This is a genomic window from Vibrio inusitatus, assembly GCA_024346935.1.
GTDB lineage: Bacteria > Pseudomonadota > Gammaproteobacteria > Enterobacterales > Vibrionaceae > Vibrio > Vibrio inusitatus.
Map to the genome: position 1 here is coordinate 685,130 of AP024878.1, position 18,394 is coordinate 703,523.

Genomic DNA, 18,394 nt, shown 5'->3' on the forward strand with positions numbered 1-18,394 from the left:
GTTATGCCAAAAAAATACATCATCACCTGGGATGAAATGCAGACAAACTGTCGTGAGCTTGCTGCTCGTCAAATGCCTGCTGAACAGTGGAAAGGTATCTGGGGTGTGAGCCGTGGTGGTCTAGTTCCTGCTGCTATTCTTGCTCGTGAATTAGGTATCCGTTACGTTGATACTATTTGTATCTCAAGCTACGACCATGATCACCAGCGTGACATGACCGTTCTTAAAGCACCTGAAGGTGATGGCGAAGGCTTCCTAATCGTTGAAGATTTAGTGGATAGTGGTGACACTGCACGTAAGCTACGTGAAATGTACCCTAAAGCGAAGTTGATCGCTGTATGTGCTAAGCCTTCTGGCGCTGAACTGCTAGACGATTATGTTGTTGATATTGCTCAAGAGACTTGGATTGAGCAGCCTTGGGATATGCAGCTACAATTTGCAGAGCCGATTAATCGCAAACGCAAATAATTAGCTTTTTCGGTACTCATACAGTATCGCAAAATAATATTTATATTAAATGCCTCTATTTAGAGGCATTTTTTGTTTATGCTTAAGCATAAGTTCAATTCGAAGATGCCCTCATATGACTGAAGAACACAATAAAAATCTTTCCGAGCAACTATTCTCTAAGCATTTACAAGCAAAAGAAACCTCAGGCTTAACGCAGTACATGCCAAGCAGCTTGAGTATCTTAGAGAATAAGCCACAGCATTCTTGGTATCGTAATCTGCGCCGGTTGCAATGGATTTGGCAGGGGGCAGACCCAATTGAACAAGATCAAGTACTCGCACGGATATCTTCATCTGAACACTCTAGGAGTAACGACGAGTGGTTGGATACCGTTATGGGGTTTCGTTCGGGGAATTGGGCCTATGAATGGACACATGCTGGGATGGTTCATCAAAAACGTGCTGCAGACCTAAAGGGAGATGAGGCCGCTGAAGCGCTTTATAAAGCGAGCCTTTATTTCAGTATTGCAGCCTACCCACATATCAAGGGCGATAACCTATCTCTACAAGCTCAAGTATTAGCAAACAAGGCTTACGAAGATGCATCTCATGCCAGTAAGTATGTGTTTAAGCAACTTAATGTGCCTTATAAGGGAAAAACGGTTCAAGCCAATTTACACCTGCCACATACTGAGCGTCCATTACCCGTGGTCATCGTATGTGCGGGGTTAGATAGCGTACAAACCGATATGTGGAAGCTTTTCCTCGACCACCTAGCCCCTAATGAATTTGCGATGCTGACTATTGATATGCCATCCGTGGGTAAAAGCAGTCAATGGACGCTTTCAGAGGATACGAGCTGTTTACACAAGGCTTTGCTGGATTATCTGCCGCAAGTGCCATTTGTAGACCACTGGAAAGTAGGGCTACTGGGATTCCGCTTCGGGGGCAATGCACTGGTTCGCTTAAGCTTTTTGGAGCAAGACAGAATTAAGGCATGTGTCGCAATAGGCTCGCCAGTACATGATATCTTGGCAAATCCAGAAAAGCTGACGAACATGTCGAAAATGTATATCGATGTACTGGGCTCTCGTCTTGGTAAATCGCCGGTTGATATTCAAAGCTTGACGGGGCAGATGTCAGCATGGTCTCTTCGTACTCAAGGTTTGCTTGCCGCTCGTCGCACCAATGTGCCGATGTTAGCTATTTCTTTGGAAGGCGATCCTGTCGCACCCCATAGCGACAATAAATTGATAGCAATGTCGAGTAAGGTAGGGAAGGCCGTGAAGATCCCGTCAAAGAATTTGAGCTCTGGATACCAAAAATCACTAAACCTAGCGATAGATTGGCTCCTTGAAGAATTAAAATCGTGACATATATGTTAATTTAATGGCACTATGAGTGTTGCTTATGTAACTGATGAGCAACATAAAAATCGCTGTGCGTAGTTGTGCGTGGCGAAGCAATAATAAATGGAGTTATTATGCCAGGAAACAAACCTACTTATCATCGGATGATCGCAAAGCTCAAAGCGATTGGTCCTTATTTACGTGAAGCTGAATGTAAACCAAACCTGTTTTTGTTCGATTGCTTGTCTGTTTGTGTCGATGACACTAAATCACCAGAGTGCCGCGAGTTTTGGGGCTGGTGGATGGAACTAGAAAAGCAAGACGAAGAAAACATTTGTACTGCTCGCTTTCATCACGGAATGTATAACGCGTCAGGCGCATGGGTAGATGAAAAGCTTCCAGCTGCCGCAGAGGCGGAAGTGCAACGCACTCAAAGCGTTTTTCAAGCCAAAATTCAGAAGCAACTGACTGAGCAATTTGCTTTAGAGTTTGCTTTACATGAAGATTCTGAAGCCATCGCTTAATTAAAAAACATTGATTCAAGGCGCCTAGTGGCGCCTTTTTGTTTTTTTAGCTTGTGCAACGGGTCACACCTTGTTAAAAAAGGGACTCTTTTTATCAGTATCATTGAGTAACAAATGCAAGCTAAGACAGTTGTGGTGAAACTTGGCACAAGTGTGCTAACAGGGGGCTCTCAGTTCCTTAACCGCGCCCATATGGTTGATTTAGTGCGTCAGTGCGCAGAATTAAAGCAACGTGGCTATAACCTAGTTCTAGTATCTTCTGGCGCGATTGCTGCTGGTCGAGAGCATCTAGGACACCCCAAACTCCCCAACTCAATGGCAAGCAAACAACTCTTAGCTGCTGTCGGTCAGTCACATCTTATCCAAGTGTGGGAGTCATTATTTTCAATCTATGGCTTAAAGATTGGGCAGATGTTGCTAACTCGTGCTGATCTCGACGATAGAGAGCGCTTTCTAAATGCTAGGGATACGATTAATGCCCTAGTTGAGCATGATATTATTCCTATCGTAAACGAAAATGATGCGGTGGCGACTACAGAGATAAAGGTTGGAGACAACGATAACCTTTCGGCGTTGGTTGGGATTTTGTGCGGCGCAGATACACTGTTGCTATTGACCGATCAGCCAGGTTTATTTACCGCTGACCCAAGAAACAACCCAGAAGCTGAGTTGATTCGTGAAGTCACTACTATTGACGAGACCCTGCGTAAAATTGCCGGTGGCAGTGGCACAACCCTAGGTACGGGTGGCATGGCAACTAAACTGCAAGCTGCAGATATTGCCCGCCGCGCTGGTATTGAAGTGATTATTGCAGCTGGAAGTGCACAAAATGTGGTGATTGAGAGTGTTTCGACTTCGCCAAGTGGTACGCGCTTCGTTGCACTTCCTGATGCCCTTGAAAATCGTAAGCGCTGGATACTGGCAGGTCCCGCTGCAACCGGTGAAATTATTATCGATGAAGGTGCAGTACAAGCCCTACAAACGAAAGGCAGTAGCCTTTTAGCTAAAGGTGTTATTGGCGTGAATGGTAATTTTGCTCGCGGTGAAGTTGCGCGAGTTACCACTCAATCTGGAACCTTGATTGCGAAGGGGCTCGTTAGCTACTCCTGTGATGATATGCGCCAAATAAAAGGCATGCATAGCAAACAAATAGGTGAAGCTTTGGGCTATGACTATGGCTCCGAAGTAGTACACCGTGACGACTTAGTCATGATGCAAGATTAAGAGCTTAATCGCTCACAAGAAATTATAGAGGATGACACTGTGGATCTTATTCAACTTGGCCAGAGCGCAAAACATGCATCTTTTGCTCTAGCAACGACGACCACCGCAACTAAAAATCAAGCCTTAGCGATTATGGCTGATGAGCTGGAAAAACAATCGAAAACGATTCTAGAAGCAAATGCTATCGATATTCAAAACGGTCGTGAAGCAGGGATGAGTGAAGCTCTTCTGGATCGTCTACTGCTAAATGAGGCTCGATTATCGGCAATTGCTGACGATGTTCGCAATGTAATCAAGTTAAGTGACCCTATTGGTAGTGAACTGGATAGTCGCGTGCTAGAAAATGGCTTGGCGCTATCTCGCAGACGCGTACCTTTAGGTGTGGTCGGCGTTATATACGAGGCACGTCCAAATGTGACCATTGATATCGCTTCTTTATGCCTAAAAACAGGCAATGCCAGTATTTTGCGTGGTGGCAGAGAGACCTTCCATTCAAACATGGCTTTGGTTAAGGTTATTCAAACAGCCCTAGAACAAGCAGGGTTACCTGCAGCTTCTGTTCAATATATTGAAAAGCCTGATCGTGAGCTTGTTTCTCAATTATTGAAGCTAGATGAGTACGTTGACATGATCATTCCTCGTGGTGGGGCTGGTTTACATAAAATGTGTAAAGAAAACAGCACTATCCCTGTGATCATTGGTGGATTTGGTATTTCTCATGTGTATGTTGATGAGAGTGCAGATATCGAGCGTTCGCTAACAGTAGTAGAAAACTCTAAGGTGCAGCGTCCTTCAGCGTGTAACTCTTTGGATACCTTGCTTGTTCATCAATCAATCGCAGATGAGTTCCTTGGTAAACTTGCTCACCAACTCAATGATAAAATCGAGTTTGTAGCAGATGCTTCAGCGTTGCCATACTTGACTAACGCGACCAAGCTTCGTGAAGCCATTGAAGGGGATTTTGACACTGAATGGCTCGCCTTCATCTTGGGCGTAAAGGTAGTTAAGGATGTGGATGAGGCTATTGAGCATATGCGTGAGCACAACGCGAGCCACTCAGATGCCATCATGACCAATGACTTGAATAATGCTGAGCGCTTCATTAATTCTGCAGGATCTGCTGCGGTTTATGTGAATGCTTCGACACGTTTTACTGATGGTGCCCAGTTTGGCCTAGGTGCTGAGGTTGCAGTTTCTACACAAAAATTGCACGCTCGCGGCCCGATGGGACTGGAAGAGTTAACCAGTTATAAATGGGTAGGAAAGGGCGACTACTTACCAAGACCATAATGCTTGGTTAACCTTTGCTTGTAACGAACTGAAAATCAAGATGATTCAGGTTATTAAGATTTTGACATAAAAAGTAATGAGGGCTCAATCACAGAGCCCTTTTTTGATGCTCAAGCATAGATCTTCACTCTCGAATCAATTCATTAAATCCGTTACACTAATGAGATCAAATTGCATTGCTAATAATGCTTAGTATTAATACCAACCCGATGTTGGTTTTACTTAGATGAGTAAAATCGGCATAGCGCCCTTTTCATCGTATATATGGAGCTTGTATGCACTGCCCATTTTGTTCAGAAAATGAGACGAAAGTAATCGATTCCCGATTGGTTGCTGACGGGCATCAAGTACGCCGTCGTCGCCAATGCCTAGCATGTAGTGAACGCTTTACCACCTTTGAGACCGCCGAACTAGTAATGCCAAAGGTGATTAAGTCCAATGGAAATCGTGAACCCTTTAACGAAGATAAATTATCTAACGGTTTGCATCGTGCGCTTGAGAAACGCCCAGTGAGCGCTGATTCGGTAGAGCTTTCTATGAGTATCATTAAATCTAAGCTTCGAGCTACCGGTGAGAGAGAAGTTTCTAGTGATATGATTGGAAATCTTGTGATGGAGCAATTGAAAGAATTGGATAAGGTTGCTTACATTCGTTTTGCGTCCGTTTATCGTAGCTTCGAAGATATCCGAGAGTTTGGTGAAGAGATCGCCAGACTGGAAGATTAACTTGAACTCGAACTCGTAGAATAGATTTTCAACCTCAAAGAGTCATAAATGAGTTTTTCTGTATTTGATCATCAGATGATGGCGAAAGCAATAAAGCTAGCTGAGAAAGGCCGCTTTACTACACATCCGAACCCCAATGTTGGCTGTGTCATTACTCAAGGTAACGATATTGTTGGTGACGGCTATCATATCCGCGCTGGTGGTCCACACGCGGAAGTACATGCCTTGCGTATGGCTGGTAAAAAGGCTTTAGGCGCGACAGCGTATGTCACACTAGAGCCTTGCTCTCATTATGGTCGTACGCCACCTTGTGCTGAAGGACTCATTAAAGCGGGTGTTTCTCGTGTTGTCTGCGCAATGCAAGATCCTAACCCGCAGGTCTCAGGCAATGGTATTGCCATGCTTAAAGAGGCAGGTATAGAGGTTCAAGTTGGATTACTTGAGTCTGAAGCTGAACGTATCAATCGTCCATTTTTGAAGAAAATGCGCACCGGTTTGCCGTGGGTTCAACTGAAGATGGCCGCTAGTCTAGACGGTAAAACGGCCCTCAGTAACGGTCAAAGTCAATGGATAACCAGCAGCCAAGCGCGTGCAGATGTTCAGTTCTACCGAGCACAATCGGGCGCTATTCTCTCTAGCTCAAAAACTGTGATTGATGATAATGCCTCTCTTAACGTGCGTTTCACTGAATTGCCAGACGAAATCCAATCCTTGTACCCAGAGGGTGAGGTTAGACAACCTCTGCGTGTTATCCTTGATCGTCAGCAAAACTTGAACCCAGAATTGTCCTCAAAGCTGCGCCTATTTAATACTGAAGGTGAGGTGCTGCTGATTTCTGAGCAGAAAAATAGCCAAGAAAAGCACATAGATTTACCAGAGCTACTTGCAAAGCTTGCTCGGGAGCACAATATAAACCACATCTGGGTGGAAGCGGGAGCGACACTCGCTGCCAGTTTCATAGAACAACAACTCGTCGATGAGTTTATTGTCTATTTGGCACCAAAAATCATGGGAACCGATGGTCGAGGATTGGTGAATTTATTGGGTTTAACCAGTATGGACCAGACCATTGATCTCAACATTGAGCAGATTACCCAAGTAGGGCCGGATATTAAATTGGTCGCTACGTTTAAAACATCAAAATAGAGTAGGATTTACTATGTTTACCGGTATTGTTGAAGCCGTTGGTACGCTCGCTAGCATTACAAATCAGGGCGAAGATATCTCAATCACGGTGGAAACTGGAAGCTTGGACATGTCTGATGTCAAACTAGGTGACAGTATTGCGACTAATGGCATTTGCTTGACGGTTGTGCGATTTGATCATCGCTCGTTTACCGCAGACTTGTCAGTCGAGACTCTAAGTAAAACAGGCTTTAGCCAATATCAGGCAGGCGACAGAGTAAATCTAGAAAAGGCGATGTTACCTACCACTCGATTTGGTGGCCATATTGTCTCAGGGCATGTGGATGGTGTTGGTACCATAGTTGAAAGAATCCCCGTTGGTCGCGCTGTAGAGTATTGGGTTGAAATACCATCTGATCTCGAACGCTACGTGGCTCAAAAAGGCTCTATTACCGTTGATGGTATTAGCCTGACGGTAAATGACTTACGTAAGAATGGTTTTAAACTCACTATAGTGCCACATACGTCGGAACAAACCATTATTGATGAATTTGAGGTTGGCAGAAGAGTTAATCTTGAAGTCGATGTCCTTGCTCGCTATATGGAGCGACTGCTTGGTATTGGCTCGAATCAGCAACAAGGTTCCTCTACTATTACGATGGAATTTTTACAACAAAACGGCTTTGCATAGTCGTTTCTATACGCGTGCGACAGACACTTAACTAGGAAAGAAAAAATGCCTATCAGCTCACCGCAAGAAATTATTGAAGATATTCGCTTAGGTAAGATGGTTATCCTAATGGATGATGAAGACCGCGAAAACGAAGGCGATCTTATTATGGCTGCGGAACACATTACTCCTGAAGCCATCAATTTCATGGCAACCTACGGACGAGGTCTTATCTGTCTGACCATGACTCAAGAGCGTTGTGCGCGTCTTGGTCTTCCTCCTATGGTACAAGATAACAATGCTCAGTATTCAACTGCGTTTACCGTTTCAATCGAGGCTGCTGAGGGTGTTACTACTGGTATTTCTGCTGCTGACCGCGCTGTGACGGTACAAGCGGCTGTCGCGCCCGATGCAAAAGCTGCAGACTTAGTTCAACCAGGACACATCTTCCCTCTATCTGCACAAGATGGCGGTGTATTAACACGTGCTGGACACACAGAAGCTGGCTGTGATTTAGCTCGTCTAGCTGGTTGTGAACCTGCATCAGTTATCGTAGAGATCCTAAAAGATGACGGTGAAATGGCACGTCGTCCTGATCTAGAAATATTCGCTGAAAAGCACGATGTTAAGCTAGGCACAATTGCAGATTTGATTGAGTACCGCAATAACACTGAGACAACGATTGAGCGTGTAGCTGAGTGCAAAATGCCAACTGAATTTGGCGACTTTGATATGGTGACGTACCGTGACACCATTGATAACCAAATTCACTATGCACTGCGCAAGGGTGAGGTCTCTGAAGAGCCTTGCCTAGTCCGTGTACACTTACAAGATACCTTTACTGATTTACTGCACTCTAACCGCGATTCAGATCGCAGTTGGTCTCTAGACAAAGCGATGAAACGCATTGGTGAAGAGGGCGGTGTGCTTGTAGTACTTGGTCATGAAGAGACTAGCGAGCAGCTCATTTATAAATTGAAAGCATTTGAGCAACAAGATAAAGGTGAAGCGCCTACCATGGCTAAGAAGCAGGGGACTTCACGTCGCGTGGGTGTGGGTTCCCAGATCTTAGCTGACATGGGCGTAAGTAAGATGAAACTGATGTCATCAAGCAACAAGCGCTATCACTCTCTGTCGGGCTTTGGGCTGGACGTAGTAGAGTACGTGTGTGAATAACAATTAATATGAACGGGCCATTGTTTTGGTCCGTTTAACCAATAACTCGAGAATTAGCTGAAATGATATTAGATCCTAGTCACATTATTGTGCTAGAATCCGGCGATTCTCGCTCATGAGATAGTTGAAGGAAAACTTATGAAAGTCATCGAAGGTGGATTTCCAGCACCCAATGCAAAAATTGCTATAGTAATTTCGCGTTTTAACAGCTTTATTAATGAAAGCTTGTTGTCTGGTGCTATCGATACCTTGAAGCGACACGGACAGGTTGCAGAAGAGAATATTACAGTAGTACGTTGCCCAGGTGCGGTTGAATTACCACTTGTTGCTCAACGTGTTGCTCGTACTGAGAAATACGATGCTATCGTTTCTCTAGGTACGGTAATTCGTGGCGGAACGCCACACTTCGACTATGTTTGTAGTGAGTGTAATAAAGGTCTAGCTCAAGTGTCACTGGAGTACAGTTTACCAGTCGCATTTGGTGTTTTGACTGTTGATACCATAGATCAAGCTATCGAGCGTGCTGGAACCAAGGCTGGTAACAAAGGTGCAGAGGCTGCACTGAGCGCGCTAGAGATGATCAACGTTCTTTCTGAAATCGATTCCTAATGGGGGCCAGTGTGAAACCAGCCGCACGTCGTAATGCACGTCAATTTGCTCTACAAGCTATATATTCTTGGCAGATCACTAAAGAGAATATCGCGACTGTAGAAGAACAGTTTTTGTCCGCTGGAAAGTATGGTGAAGAAGACACCCATGCTGACGAGCCAGCGTTAAATGAACAAGAGACAGATGTAGCATACTTCCGTGACCTGTTGACTGGTGTTGCACTGTCTCACCAAGAGCTCGACAGCAAGCTACGTCCATTCCTTTCTCGTCCTATGCAGGACTTGGACATGATGGAACTAGCGCTACTTCGTCTAGCAGTTTATGAGATGACTCGTCGTGAAGACGTTCCTCATAAAGTTGTTATCAACGAGGCGATTGAATTAGCGAAAGTATTTGCAGCTGAAGACAGCTACAAGTTCGTTAATGGTGTGCTTGATAAAGCAGCACCTTCACTTCGTAAAAACAAATAATAGTCGAAACCGATTGTTGAAAATCATATAGTTATAAAGGTCAGCATCTGCTGGCCTTTTTTGTATGTGTTAATTGAGTGAATTATTAGGAGAGGGTGTGGCTGGAGAGTTTGAGCTGATTAGCAAGTACTTTGCTAAACAGAAGCTAACACGAGGTGATGTTGAATTATCTCAGGGTGATGATTGCGCACTGTTGATATCCCCTCCGGGTACTCAGATTGCCGTCAGCACTGATTCGTTGGTCGCCGGTACTCACTTTCTTGAAAACGCCAATTCTAAATGGATTGGACATAAGGCGCTCGCCTCTAATATCAGTGATTTAGCCGCCATGGGAGCGGAACCTGCCTGGGTTTCGATGGCGATCTCACTCCCTGAACCTGATGAAAAATGGCTTGAAGGGTTTTGTGAGGGGTTCTTTAGTCTTGCTGATGCCCATAATTTACAATTGATTGGCGGGGATACCACTCGAGGGCCACTAAGCATTACGCTAACCATTCAAGGTTTTGTGCCTATAGGAAAGGCCCTTTTGCGTTCTGGTGCTCAAATTGGTGATAAGGTCTTTGTCAGTGGAACTCTTGGAAACAGTCATGCTGGCCTAGAGGTTATACTTGATAAAGAGAAGCGGCTTCTACCCAACGCCTCAGTACTTGAAAAAAGCCATTATTGTGCAAGCTCTAGAGCGAACTTTGGGATGCTATTAAGGGACAAGGCCTCGAGTTGTATCGACATATCTGATGGGTTGATTTCGGATATAAAGCACATCATGGCGCGATCTAACGTTGGTGCAGATCTGCATTGCGATAAGCTTCCAGTGTCTCAAGAGTTGGTTGAGTTTTGTCAGGATAAGCAAACCGCCCAGAACTATGCATTAAAAAGCGGAGAAGAGTACGAGCTTTGTTTTACCGTACCACAACATCTGATAGAGTCAGTGCGTCAGGTAGCGGAAAATGAAAGCGTTCAGATAACAGAGATTGGAGAGATCACTGATTCTAAAATGTTAAAACTGTTTCGTAATAACAAAGCCTTACAAGAGAATGTGGCGGGTTTTGACCACTTTCGTTCTTGAATCTATTTACTACAACGACTTAGAGACACTCAATGAGCAATCCCCTTGATAAGATTTCGTTAGATAACCCTTGGCATCTATTCGCAACAGGTTTTGGTAGTGGTCTCTCACCTATCATCCCCGGCACAATGGGCACCTTAGCTTCTATTCCGCTCTATTTAGCATTAGTACAGTTGCCATTGAGTGCGTACATGGTCGTTGTATTACTCAGTTGCATCATCGGCATTAAGATTTGTGATGTTACAGCGAAGGATATGGGCGTTCACGATCACGGTTCTATTGTATGGGACGAGTTCGCAGGGTTTTGGATCACTATGCTAGTGGTGCCAATATTGAGCATTCCGGCCAATGAGTGGCGCTGGTTGATTGCTGGCTTTGTTTTATTCCGCTTCTTCGACATGGTAAAACCATGGCCTATCAGTTATTTGGATAAACATGTTCATGGTGGTTTTGGCATCATGATAGATGATATTTTAGCTGGTGTTATGGCTGGATTGAGTTTGGTTATATTTGGCTGGGGACTGGGCTGGATTTAGATGTTTTAGGCTCTAGTTCCTAGGAACTAGAGCCAGATTTTATTTTGCTAGATACTCTTCAATCTGGCGCTGAATACCTTTGGCATCTAAGCCTAGTTCAACATGCATCTCGTCTTGTGTACCTTGAGCAATAAATCGGTCTGGAAGACCTAGATTTAAGACGGGTTTCGCGATCTTTTGCGACATTAGGTATTCCACAACACCGCTACCCGCACCGCCTGCAACGACGTTCTCTTCGATAGTCACTAACACATCGTGTTCTGCTGCCAACTGTTGTATTAACTCTTCGTCTAGAGGCTTAACAAAGCGCATATCGGCAACAGTTGCACCCAGTTTCTCTGCTGCTTGCTGTGCATTATCAAGGAAGGTACCAAAGCTCAAGATAGCAACGTTACTGCCTTTGCGAACAACTCGACCTTTGCCTATCTCAAGCGCGGTGAAAGATTGCTGAATTTCAGCGCCAGTGCCACTGCCTCTAGGGTAGCGAACAGCTGCTGGCCCCTGATGTTGATGACCGGTGTAAAGCATTTGACGACATTCGTCTTCGTCGCTTGGCGCCATAATCATCATGTTAGGGATACAGCGCATAAAGCTAAGATCAAAGGCTCCCTGATGGGTTTGGCCATCTGCGCCTACAAGCCCAGCTCGGTCAATAGCGAACAAAACGGGTAGGTTCATAATAGCAACATCATGAATCAGCTGATCGTAGCCACGTTGTAAGAAAGTGGAGTAGATTGCCACAATAGGCTTGTTGCCTGAAATAGCCAATCCAGTAGCCAGAGTGACAGCATGCTGCTCGGCAATTGCCACATCAAAATATTGTTTTGGAAACTCCTTGGAGAAGCGCACCATACCTGATCCTTCACGCATAGCTGGCGTGATCGCCATTAGCTTTGGATCTTGCGCGGCCATATCGCAAAGGAAGTCACCAAAGACTTTAGAGAAAGTTGGCTTGCCGCCTTTGCTCTTAGGTAGTGAGCTTGCAGCAGGGTCAAATTTAGGTACGCCGTGATAGCCAATAGGGTCTTTTTCAGCAGGTTCATAGCCCTTGCCCTTCTTGGTCATAATGTGCAGGAACTGAGGCCCTTTTAGGTGGCGCATGTTCTTCAGCGTTTTAACCAACTCTAGTACATCGTGCCCATCTACAGGACCAATGTAGTTAAATCCTAGCTCTTCAAACATGGTACCTGGAACAACCATGCCTTTAAGGTGCTCTTCGGTACGACGAACTAGTTCTTTAATTGGAGGTACGCCGGATAGGACTTTTTTACCGCCCTCACGGATAGAAGTATACAGACTGCCTGACAACACTTGAGCAAGGTGATTGTTCAATGCACCGACATTTTCAGAGATAGACATCTCGTTGTCGTTTAGTACCACTAGCATATCAGGATGAATGTCACCCGCGTGATTCATAGCTTCAAATGCCATGCCTGCAGTGATAGCACCATCACCAATAACGCTTACTACCTTGCGATTATTCGCTTCTTTTTGCGCGCCAATAGCGATGCCAAGAGCTGCGCTTATCGATGTAGAAGAGTGGCCTACCGAAAGTACGTCATATTCGCTTTCGCCTCGCCAAGGGAAAGGATGCAAACCGTCTTTTTGACGAATGGTTGGCATTTGTTCGCGGCGACCGGTTAGGATTTTATGCGGATAAGCCTGATGACCTACGTCCCAGAGAAGTTGGTCATAAGGGGTCTGGTAGACGTAGTGCAGGGCAACGGTAAGCTCGACCGTACCCAAGCCTGAGGCTAAGTGACCACTGGATTGACTTACGCTGTTTAGTAGGTAAGTACGCAGTTCATCACAAAGTGTTGGAAGCGTTTCTTTAGGAAGAGAACGCAACTCATCAGGCGTGTTGGCCAATGCCAATGTTGGGTATTTCGAGATATCAAGTGTCATATGTATTCGCGCTGATAAGTGAGTAATTAGTTCTTTCTTTCGACCACATAGCGAGCAAACTGCTCTAAAAGATCAGTGTTGTAAGGAATGCCTTCCAGCTCTAACAAGGCTTTCTCTAACAACAGTGCCGCTTTTTCCTGCGCACCCTCTAGTCCGAGTAGCGAAGGGTAGGTCGATTTGTTCAATGCTAAGTCTGAGCCTTGAGGCTTGCCTAACGTTTCTGTATCACTAGTAATGTCTAAAATGTCATCTTGGACTTGAAAAGCCAATCCTATCATCTCTGCAAAGGCATCAAGACGAGGCAGTTGTTCGATACCTTGATCGCCGGCGGATAATGCGCCCAATTGAATGGCTGATTTTATCAGCGCGCCTGTTTTATTGCGATGAATCAGTTTTAGTTCATCTAGAGAGACTTGACGATTTTCCGCCTCTAAATCGAGGGATTGCCCGAGGCACATGCCCGATGCTCCAGAAGCGCCAGCTAAGCTCTGTACCATTTTTATACGATAACTTTCTGCTTGAGGAGCAAGTTTACCTTCCGCCAAGATACTAAAGGCTAGTGTCTGTAGCGCATCTCCGGCTAAAATAGCGGTCGCTTCATCAAATTCAATATGACACGTAGCTTGGCCACGACGTAATTCATCGTCGTCCATCGCAGGCAGGTCATCATGAATCAAAGAGTAAGCATGGATACACTCAATGGCTGAAGCTGGCGTATCCAAAGACTCATTGTTCAGACCAAACACAGAACCGGTGGCGTAAACAAGAAAAGGCCGAGCACGCTTGCCACCCAATAATAACCCATAGCGCATAGCTTGAATCAGATTATTGTCTTGAGAGTGTAAAGAGTCTAACCACGTCTCTAGTTGTTGGTTATTGCGCTTTTGGTAGTTTTCAAGTTGCTGTTTAAATTGGGTCATTGCCAGATTCAAATTTGAAATCTTGAGGAGTCGCTTCAACCTGATTTTCCATCAAGATTGAAACACGTTGTTCAGCTTGGTCTAGCTTGGATTGACCAGCACGAGCGAGTGCAATGCCGCGTTCAAAATTCTTTAATGCAGAATCGAGTTCGAGGTCACCTTGTTCAAGCTGATTGACTATGCTGTCGAGCTCTTTAAGAGACTCTTCAAAACTCATATTCTCTGGTTTTTTAGTCGCCATGTTCATTCTTTTCTACGCTAGGATCTGGGAAAGGTAACTCAGGCAGGAGTCATGGTCAATTTTAGCAGTTAAAAATCCTGCGATATCACTAACTTTAGTTCATTTTCTGATAGTTAAATGAACAGACAAGTGGGTTGTTTTATTTTTACTCTGACTTAAATAGGTATATAATTCGTCGCCCTCAATTATCCTTGCACTTACTATCAGCAGAATAATTTAGGCTAGACTCAAGTCATCGACTAATCAGAAGCGAAATTACCTATGAAGTTTATCGTAAAACCACATCCAGAAATTTTTGTAAAAAGCGAATCAGTGAAGAAACGCTTCATACGTATTCTGGAGTGCAATATCAGGAACATCATCAAGCGTCGCACAGAATCAGTGGCAGTATTCAATCGTAGGGATCATATTGAGGTTTCTTCTGATAGTCATCAATACTACCAAGAAGTGCTGGAGATTCTGACTCACACTCCGGGTATTCATCATTCGTTAGAGGTCAAACAAACAGAATTTGCTGATCTGCATGACATCTTTGAGCAGGTGCTTGAGTTGAGTCGCGACCGCATTGAAGGCAAGACCTTTTCTGTACGCGCTAAGCGTCGCGGTAAACACGACTTTACCTCAATCGAACTAGAGCGTTATGTTGGTGGTGGCTTAAATCAAGCCGTTGAGAGCGCGAAGGTTAAGCTTACTCGTCCTGACATTACCGTAAACGTCGAAGTGGCTGGTGAAAAGCTGAACCAAGTACTGGCTCGTCACAAAGGTTTGGGCGGTTTCCCTCTTGGTACACAAGAGGACGTATTGAGCCTTATTTCTGGTGGTTTCGATTCAGGTGTCTCTAGTTACCTACATATTAAGCGCGGCTCTAAAACGCATTACTGCTTCTTTAATCTGGGTGGCCCTGCGCACGAGATTGGTGTTAAGCAAGTAGCACACTACCTTTGGAACAAGTACGGCTCTTCTGCAAAGGTGAAGTTTATCTCTGTAGACTTTGAACCTGTGGTTGCTGAGATCTTAGAGAACGTTGAAGATGGCCAAATGGGCGTGGTGCTCAAGCGTATGTTTATGCGTGCTGGTGGCATGATTGCCGATCGCTTTAAGATTGAAGCCTTGATTACTGGTGAGGCACTAGGTCAGGTATCTAGTCAGACTCTGACTAACTTACGTCATATCGACGGTGTAACCGATACACTTATCCTTCGTCCGCTGATTAACTGGGATAAAGAAGACATCATTGATTTGTCTCGTATTATCGGTACGGAAGACTTTGCAAAGGTAATGCCAGAGTATTGCGGCGTTATTTCTCGCAAACCTACAGTTAAAGCGGTTAAAGGTAAGCTTGAAGCTCAAGAAGAAAAATTTGATTTTTCTGTTCTAGAAAAAGTGGTTAGCGAGAGCCGAGTTATGGATATTCGCGATATTGAAAAGGAAAGCCTAGAACAAGCACCTGAAGTCGAGCAAGTGACGGCGGTTCAAGAACACGCTATTGTACTTGATATTCGTAGTCCAGAAGAAGAAGACGATAGCCCTCTTGAGATCGACGGTGTGGAAGTAGAGCACCTGCCGTTCTATAAGCTGGCGACTAAGTTCGGTGATCTTGACCAGTCTAAAACGTACCTTCTGTATTGTGATCGTGGCGTAATGAGTCGTTTGCAGGCGTTGTACTTGCAAGAGCAAGGCTTTAGCAATATTAAAGTTTATCGCCCTTAGTCATCACATAAGTTAATTTTAGCCGAGGTCAGTCTACCTGAACTCGGCTTTATTTTTATTTTAGGCATAAAAAAACACCGCTCAGAGGAGCGGTGCGAAAATGACAGACAAGTTCATTAAATTGGAAGTATGCTTCGGTTAAACCCAAGCAGTGGTAGAAACTACCGTGCTCAAAATGAGCTCACAAACACAACATCGCAAGTAGGGATCCATGCCAATGGCATGCCGTTTAGATCCCTGTCGCGTGGGATGCAATATAGATTTTCTCTGGCTGTTGAACAACGGACAATTTATAATGTTTCAGATAAAAAAAACTAATGCTAGATAAGATAGAATGGCGAGAAGATTACCCCCACTAAAATCACTGAAGGTTTTTGAAGCAGCTGCACGACATTTGAGCTTTACAAGGGCAGCGGAAGAGCTGTTTGTTACTCAAGCAGCAGTCAGCCATCAAGTGAAAGCGCTTGAAGAATATTTAGGCTTAAAATTGTTTAGAAGGCGCAACCGCTCCTTATTGTTGACTGAAGAAGGGCAAAGCTATTTCCTTGATATCAAGGATATCTTTACTTCTCTGTCAGAGGCGACAGATAAGGTGCTAGAACGCAGTGAGAAAGGCTCGTTGACTATCAGCCTGCAGCCTAGCTTTGCGATTCAATGGCTAGTGCCTAGGCTGGCGGATTTTAATGAGCAAGAGCCCGATATTGACGTTCGCATCAAAGCGGTAGATATGGATGATGGTTCTTTAACCGATGACGTTGATGTTGCTATTTATTATGGCCGAGGAAATTGGCATGGATTACGAGCTGACAAATTGTATCAAGAGTATTTAATCCCTCTTTGTGCACCGCGTTTGCTAGATGGTGTTAAACCATTAGGCTCTTTAAATGATCTGTCCAAGCACACCTTGTTACACGATACTTCGCGTAAGGACTGGAAGCAGTTTGCGCGCCAGCATCATCTAGAAGGGATCAATGTAAACCACGGTCCAATCTTTAGCCACTCAACTATGGTATTGCAGGCGGCTGTTCACGGACAAGGTATTGCGTTAGGAAATAACGTACTAGCTCAACCCGAGATTGAGGCAGGTAGATTAATCAGTCCTTTTGATGAAGTACTGGTGAGCAAGAATGCCTTTTATGTCGTATGTCACGAGAAACAAGCAGACGTTGGGCGAATTGCTACATTTAGAGATTGGATGCTGAGTATAGCGGCAAGCGAAGGTGTACCTTCCATTAGCCAAGATGAAAATATTTTAGACGCAATAGCGTCGAGCGTTGAAGCTTCTTAACGCATTGAAACGAGGTTTAACTTGAAACAGGTTATTTTATATTGCCGTGCAGGCTTTGAGAAAGATTGTGCTGGCGAGATTCAAGACAAGGCAAACAGCCTTGAGGTGTTTGGTTTTCCCCGCGTTAAGCGCAATAGTGGCTACGTTCTATTTGAATGTTACACAGAAGGGGATGCGGATCGCTTAGTACGTGAGATTGATTTCAAAACGCTTATTTTTGCTCGCCAAATGTTTGCTGTTGCAGCGAGTTTGGAAGACCTGCCTGAGTCAGATCGTATTTCACCTATCTTAGATGCGTTAGCGCAACAAGAGGGTGTGCCGACGTGTGGCGATCTACGAGTAGAGACCCCAGATACCAATGAAGCAAAAGAGTTATTGAAGTTTTGCCGCAAGTTTACCGTGCCACTAAGGCAGGCTTTGCGTGGCAAAGGATTGCTGTATAAGAAAGACAATCTAAAAAAACCTGTGATGCACCTGTGCTTTGTGGAACCTGGTAAATGCTATGTTGGGTATTCTTATGCCAACAACAACTCACAGTTCTTTATGGGCATTCCACGTTTGAAATTCCCTTCAGATGCTCCAAGCCGTTCAACTCTAAAATTAGAAGAGGCATTTCATGTCTTCATTCCTAAAAGTGAGTGGGAAGAACGATTGGCTTCTGGCATGTGGGCAGTTGATTTAGGTGCGTGCCCAGGTGGTTGGACTTATCAGTTGGTTAAGCGCTCAATGTTCGTTCATGCCATCGATAACGGCATGATGGCACAAAGCTTGATGGATACAGGGCAAGTGAAGCATCACCAAGCGGATGGCTTTAAGTTTGAGCCACCACGCAAGAATGTTACGTGGTTAGTGTGTGACATGATTGAAAAACCATCACGTGTTGCTCAATTGATGGGAGAGTGGATCATCAAGGGGTGGTGTAAAGAGGCGCTCTTTAACCTTAAGTTGCCTATGAAGGGGCGCTATGACGAAGTACTTCAAGATATCGAGAACTTGAAGATCTTCTTGAAAGAAAATGACATCAAGTTTACCTTGCAGGCGAAGCACCTTTACCATGACCGTGAAGAGATCACAGTGCATGTTCAGTCGCATACAAACTTGGGCTGGTAATTGACTC

The 18,394-nt window shown here is 44.7% G+C and carries 19 protein-coding genes; 16 read left to right on the forward strand and 3 right to left on the reverse strand.

Translation table 11 applies throughout. The features are described from left to right. Positions 1 to 3 precede the first annotated feature (3 nt). The 13 genes from gpt (at position 4) to pgpA (ending at position 11,213) form a co-directional block, all read left to right on the forward strand. Positions 4 to 468, forward strand: coding sequence for a xanthine phosphoribosyltransferase (gpt, locus tag OCU48_RS03210; RefSeq protein ID WP_141343685.1), 465 nt, complete (start codon positions 4 to 6; stop codon positions 466 to 468). A gap of 115 nt (positions 469 to 583) precedes the next feature. Beyond that, entirely contained in the window at positions 584 to 1,822 is a 1,239-nt protein-coding gene (gene frsA, locus OCU48_RS03215; RefSeq protein ID WP_141343686.1) for an esterase FrsA, read from the forward strand. A 110-nt stretch (positions 1,823 to 1,932) separates the two neighbouring features. Further along, a complete protein-coding gene (gene crl, locus OCU48_RS03220) occupies positions 1,933 to 2,322 on the forward strand; it encodes a sigma factor-binding protein Crl (protein ID WP_141343687.1) in 390 nt (129 codons plus the stop codon). 114 nt (positions 2,323 to 2,436) lie between these two features. Beyond that, positions 2,437 to 3,546: a glutamate 5-kinase gene (gene proB, locus OCU48_RS03225; RefSeq protein WP_141343688.1), complete on the forward strand. Its 1,110-nt coding sequence runs from the start codon at positions 2,437 to 2,439 to the stop codon at positions 3,544 to 3,546. A gap of 39 nt (positions 3,547 to 3,585) precedes the next feature. Next, positions 3,586 to 4,836, forward strand: a complete 1,251-nt coding sequence (locus OCU48_RS03230) for a glutamate-5-semialdehyde dehydrogenase (protein ID WP_141343689.1) — start codon at positions 3,586 to 3,588, stop codon at positions 4,834 to 4,836. Between the two features lie 275 nt (positions 4,837 to 5,111). After that, the gene (gene nrdR, locus OCU48_RS03235; RefSeq protein WP_141343690.1) at positions 5,112 to 5,561 is read left to right on the forward strand and encodes a transcriptional regulator NrdR; all 450 of its coding nucleotides are present in this window, start codon (positions 5,112 to 5,114) and stop codon (positions 5,559 to 5,561) included. A gap of 48 nt (positions 5,562 to 5,609) precedes the next feature. Continuing rightward, entirely contained in the window at positions 5,610 to 6,707 is a 1,098-nt protein-coding gene (gene ribD, locus OCU48_RS03240; protein ID WP_141343691.1) for a bifunctional diaminohydroxyphosphoribosylaminopyrimidine deaminase/5-amino-6-(5-phosphoribosylamino)uracil reductase RibD, read from the forward strand. A gap of 13 nt (positions 6,708 to 6,720) precedes the next feature. Next, entirely contained in the window at positions 6,721 to 7,377 is a 657-nt protein-coding gene (locus OCU48_RS03245; RefSeq protein ID WP_141343692.1) for a riboflavin synthase, read from the forward strand. Between the two features lie 45 nt (positions 7,378 to 7,422). After that, complete coding sequence (gene ribBA / locus OCU48_RS03250) at positions 7,423 to 8,532, forward strand: bifunctional 3,4-dihydroxy-2-butanone-4-phosphate synthase/GTP cyclohydrolase II (protein WP_141343693.1); 1,110 nt, start codon at positions 7,423 to 7,425, stop codon at positions 8,530 to 8,532. A 138-nt stretch (positions 8,533 to 8,670) separates the two neighbouring features. Further along, positions 8,671 to 9,141: a 6,7-dimethyl-8-ribityllumazine synthase gene (gene ribH, locus OCU48_RS03255; protein WP_017028263.1), complete on the forward strand. Its 471-nt coding sequence runs from the start codon at positions 8,671 to 8,673 to the stop codon at positions 9,139 to 9,141. Beyond that, positions 9,141 to 9,611: a transcription antitermination factor NusB gene (nusB, locus tag OCU48_RS03260; RefSeq protein WP_141343694.1), complete on the forward strand. Its 471-nt coding sequence runs from the start codon at positions 9,141 to 9,143 to the stop codon at positions 9,609 to 9,611. The genes ribH and nusB overlap by 1 nt, the downstream gene beginning before the upstream one ends. 97 nt (positions 9,612 to 9,708) lie before the next feature. Further along, a complete protein-coding gene (gene thiL, locus OCU48_RS03265; protein ID WP_141343959.1) occupies positions 9,709 to 10,677 on the forward strand; it encodes a thiamine-phosphate kinase in 969 nt (322 codons plus the stop codon). Positions 10,678 to 10,709: 32 nt separating this feature from the next. Further along, positions 10,710 to 11,213, forward strand: a complete 504-nt coding sequence (gene pgpA, locus OCU48_RS03270) for a phosphatidylglycerophosphatase A (RefSeq protein WP_141343695.1) — start codon at positions 10,710 to 10,712, stop codon at positions 11,211 to 11,213. A gap of 39 nt (positions 11,214 to 11,252) precedes the next feature. Here the strand turns inward: pgpA and dxs are convergent, their stop codons facing one another. Genes dxs through xseB form a run of 3 tightly spaced genes read right to left on the reverse strand, consistent with a single transcriptional unit; the run spans position 11,253 to position 14,279 of the window. Then, on the reverse strand, positions 11,253 to 13,118 hold the full coding sequence (dxs, locus tag OCU48_RS03275; protein WP_141343696.1) for a 1-deoxy-D-xylulose-5-phosphate synthase: 1,866 nt from the start codon (positions 13,116 to 13,118) through the stop codon (positions 11,253 to 11,255). Between the two features lie 26 nt (positions 13,119 to 13,144). Next, entirely contained in the window at positions 13,145 to 14,038 is an 894-nt protein-coding gene (gene ispA / locus OCU48_RS03280; protein WP_141343697.1) for a (2E,6E)-farnesyl diphosphate synthase, read from the reverse strand. Continuing rightward, positions 14,025 to 14,279, reverse strand: a complete 255-nt coding sequence (xseB, locus tag OCU48_RS03285) for an exodeoxyribonuclease VII small subunit (protein ID WP_141343698.1) — start codon at positions 14,277 to 14,279, stop codon at positions 14,025 to 14,027. The genes ispA and xseB overlap by 14 nt, the downstream gene beginning before the upstream one ends. A 261-nt stretch (positions 14,280 to 14,540) precedes the next feature. Here xseB and thiI point away from each other — a divergent pair, with 261 nt between their 5' ends. From thiI to rlmM, 3 genes are all read left to right on the forward strand, one after another. Continuing rightward, on the forward strand, positions 14,541 to 15,989 hold the full coding sequence (thiI, locus tag OCU48_RS03290) for a tRNA uracil 4-sulfurtransferase ThiI (RefSeq protein WP_141343699.1): 1,449 nt from the start codon (positions 14,541 to 14,543) through the stop codon (positions 15,987 to 15,989). Between the two features lie 334 nt (positions 15,990 to 16,323). Further along, positions 16,324 to 17,277: a transcriptional regulator GcvA gene (locus tag OCU48_RS03295; protein ID WP_141343700.1), complete on the forward strand. Its 954-nt coding sequence runs from the start codon at positions 16,324 to 16,326 to the stop codon at positions 17,275 to 17,277. Between the two features lie 21 nt (positions 17,278 to 17,298). Beyond that, positions 17,299 to 18,387 carry a 23S rRNA (cytidine(2498)-2'-O)-methyltransferase RlmM gene (gene rlmM, locus OCU48_RS03300; protein ID WP_141343701.1) on the forward strand — a complete coding sequence of 363 codons (1,089 nt, stop codon included), beginning with the start codon at positions 17,299 to 17,301 and terminating at the stop codon, positions 18,385 to 18,387. Positions 18,388 to 18,394 lie beyond the last annotated feature (7 nt).

What these genes read in the sequence shown, in the direction of transcription:
- gpt (WP_141343685.1), top strand. Translation starts at nt 4, where the DNA reads ATGCCAAAAAAATACATCATCACCTGGGATGAAATGCAGACAAACTGT.
- frsA (WP_141343686.1), top strand. Translation starts at nt 584, where the DNA reads ATGACTGAAGAACACAATAAAAATCTTTCCGAGCAACTATTCTCTAAG.
- crl (WP_141343687.1), top strand. Translation starts at nt 1,933, where the DNA reads ATGCCAGGAAACAAACCTACTTATCATCGGATGATCGCAAAGCTCAAA.
- proB (WP_141343688.1), top strand. Translation starts at nt 2,437, where the DNA reads ATGCAAGCTAAGACAGTTGTGGTGAAACTTGGCACAAGTGTGCTAACA.
- nrdR (WP_141343690.1), top strand. Translation starts at nt 5,112, where the DNA reads ATGCACTGCCCATTTTGTTCAGAAAATGAGACGAAAGTAATCGATTCC.
- ribD (WP_141343691.1), top strand. Translation starts at nt 5,610, where the DNA reads ATGAGTTTTTCTGTATTTGATCATCAGATGATGGCGAAAGCAATAAAG.
- OCU48_RS03245 (WP_141343692.1), top strand. Translation starts at nt 6,721, where the DNA reads ATGTTTACCGGTATTGTTGAAGCCGTTGGTACGCTCGCTAGCATTACA.
- ribBA (WP_141343693.1), top strand. Translation starts at nt 7,423, where the DNA reads ATGCCTATCAGCTCACCGCAAGAAATTATTGAAGATATTCGCTTAGGT.
- ribH (WP_017028263.1), top strand. Translation starts at nt 8,671, where the DNA reads ATGAAAGTCATCGAAGGTGGATTTCCAGCACCCAATGCAAAAATTGCT.
- nusB (WP_141343694.1), top strand. Translation starts at nt 9,141, where the DNA reads ATGGGGGCCAGTGTGAAACCAGCCGCACGTCGTAATGCACGTCAATTT.
- pgpA (WP_141343695.1), top strand. Translation starts at nt 10,710, where the DNA reads ATGAGCAATCCCCTTGATAAGATTTCGTTAGATAACCCTTGGCATCTA.
- dxs (WP_141343696.1), bottom strand. Translation starts at nt 13,118, where the DNA reads ATGACACTTGATATCTCGAAATACCCAACATTGGCATTGGCCAACACG.
- ispA (WP_141343697.1), bottom strand. Translation starts at nt 14,038, where the DNA reads ATGACCCAATTTAAACAGCAACTTGAAAACTACCAAAAGCGCAATAAC.
- xseB (WP_141343698.1), bottom strand. Translation starts at nt 14,279, where the DNA reads ATGGCGACTAAAAAACCAGAGAATATGAGTTTTGAAGAGTCTCTTAAA.
- thiI (WP_141343699.1), top strand. Translation starts at nt 14,541, where the DNA reads ATGAAGTTTATCGTAAAACCACATCCAGAAATTTTTGTAAAAAGCGAA.
- OCU48_RS03295 (WP_141343700.1), top strand. Translation starts at nt 16,324, where the DNA reads ATGGCGAGAAGATTACCCCCACTAAAATCACTGAAGGTTTTTGAAGCA.